The sequence below is a fragment of the Hydrogenophaga palleronii NBRC 102513 genome (genome assembly GCF_001571225.1).
GTDB classification, from domain to species: Bacteria; Pseudomonadota; Gammaproteobacteria; order Burkholderiales; family Burkholderiaceae_C; genus Hydrogenophaga; species Hydrogenophaga palleronii.
On record NZ_BCTJ01000089.1, the window covers coordinates 1 to 1,951 of the forward strand.

Genomic DNA, 1,951 nt, shown 5'->3' on the forward strand with positions numbered 1-1,951 from the left:
GGCGTAGCCGGACCCTTGATGCCTCTGGTCTGCGCGGCTTCTTGCGTTGGGGATCGCGCGCCGGCTTGGCGTAAAGGTGTTTGAGATTTCACATTCGCTGCACAAAACGCTGCTGCAGCGCACGGTGGCTTCTCGGTGGGTGGCCAGACTGGCCGGGTTCTCACAACGGAGCCTGCCTTGAACAAATACCCCCTGCTGAGCAAAGTGCTGGTGATCGGCCTGCTGATGCTGTTGCTGTCGATTCCCCTGCTGATGGTGCGCGGCGTGATCCAGGAGCGCAGCCAGAACCGCGCCGCCGCCACCGAAGACGTGGCGCGCGCCCATGCCGGCGCGCAGACCCTCACCGGCCCGGTGCTCTACGTGCCCTACACCGAAACCTTCACCCGCACCGTGGCGGTGGGCGACACCGGCCAGACGCGCGAGGAGCGCGTGACGCAGTCGCACGCGGCGATCCGCTTTCCCACCGTGATGGAAACGCGCAGCCGCCTGAACACCGAGACGCGCTGGCGTGGCGTGTTCCCGGTCACGGTCTACACCAGCGTGCACCAGAGCAGCGGCCGTTTCGTCTGGACCGAGGTGGAGCCGAAGGAGAAGAACGGCCAGATCAGCCTGGGCCAGCCGCGTGTGCTGCTGGGCGTGAGCGACCTGCGTGGTCTGCTCAACGTGCCGCAGCTCAGCGTGAACGGCCACGCATTGCCGGTGGCGCCCGCCACCGCCGCACAACGCCTGCCCCTGCCGCTGGGCGCGGCCATCGACCTGGCCCAGTTGCGCGCCGGCGTGGCCTTGCCGTTCACGCTGCAGATCGACCTGGCCGGCACCGGCCGCATCGGCTGGGTGCCGCTGGCCGACGACAACCGGGTGCAACTGCAGTCCGACTGGCCGCACCCTGGTTTTGGTGGTGACTTCCTGCCACGCACACGCACGGTGAGCGCCACCGGGTTCGACGCCGCCTGGAGCGTGCCCTCCCTGTCCACGCGCGCGCAGCAGCAGTTCGCGCAGGGCGGCGAGCCCGAGAGTTTTTCCGTCTCGCTCGACGACCCGGTGGACGTGTACCGCCTGAGCGAGCGCGCCACCAAGTACGCCTTGATGTTCATCGTGCTCACCTTCGCCGCCTTCTTCGTGCTGGAGATGGTGCGGCGCTGGCGCATCCACCCCATGCAGTACCTGATGATTGGCGCCGCGCTGGTGCTGTTCTTCCTGCTGCTGTTGTCGCTGGCCGAGCACATGGCTTTCATCTGGGCCTACCTGCTGGCCAGCCTGGCCTGCATTGCGCTGCTGGCGCACTACCTGCGGCATGTGCTCGGCGGCTGGCGGCCGGGCCTGCTCATGAGCGGCCTGCTGGTTGCGCTCTACGGCGTGTTGTACGGCATCCTGGTGTCGGAGGACAACGCGCTGATGATGGGTTCGCTGCTGCTGTTCGGCGTGCTCGCCGCCATCATGGTCGCCACGCGCAAGATCGACTGGTACAGCGTGATGGGCACATCGCCTGCTCGCCAGCCGTTTGCCAACACGCAAAACACGCCGGGCTGATGCCGGTCACACGCCTTCGATGGCCACCAGCATGCCGGTGGCCGCGCGCTGGCGGATCGCGGCGAGGCGCTGGTACTCGGGCGAATGGTAGAAGGCCTTGAGCTGCGCCATGTCGGGGAATTCGACGATGACCTGGCGGTTGGGTTCGCCCTGGCCCTCCAGCACCGTCGCGGCGCCGCCGCGCGCCAGGTAACGCCCGCCATACGAGGCGACAAGCACCGGTGCTTCGCGGCGGTATTCCTCGTAGAGGACGGGGTCGGTGATCTGGATGTTGCCGTGGATGTAGGCGGGCATGGGGTCTCCTGTGGTGGTGGCTGGAGCTTACCTACCGCGGGTTAGCGGCGCAGGGGGCGTCAGCACAACCGCGATCCACAGCGCACGAAGCAACGCAGGCCAGGGGCATCCAGGGTCCGGCTCAGCC

2 protein-coding genes are annotated in these 1,951 nt (G+C 67.7%); one reads left to right on the forward strand and one right to left on the reverse strand.

What is annotated here, in order from left to right; translation table 11 throughout:
* Positions 1–177 precede the first annotated feature (177 nt).
* Complete coding sequence (creD, locus tag HPA01S_RS22350) at positions 178–1,530, forward strand: cell envelope integrity protein CreD (RefSeq protein ID WP_066273704.1); 1,353 nt, start codon at positions 178–180, stop codon at positions 1,528–1,530.
* 6 nt (positions 1,531–1,536) lie between these two features.
* Here creD and HPA01S_RS22355 read toward each other — a convergent pair whose 3' ends face one another.
* Positions 1,537–1,824: a DUF1330 domain-containing protein gene (locus tag HPA01S_RS22355; RefSeq protein ID WP_066273705.1), complete on the reverse strand. Its 288-nt coding sequence runs from the start codon at positions 1,822–1,824 to the stop codon at positions 1,537–1,539.
* Positions 1,825–1,951: the final 127 nt, after the last annotated feature.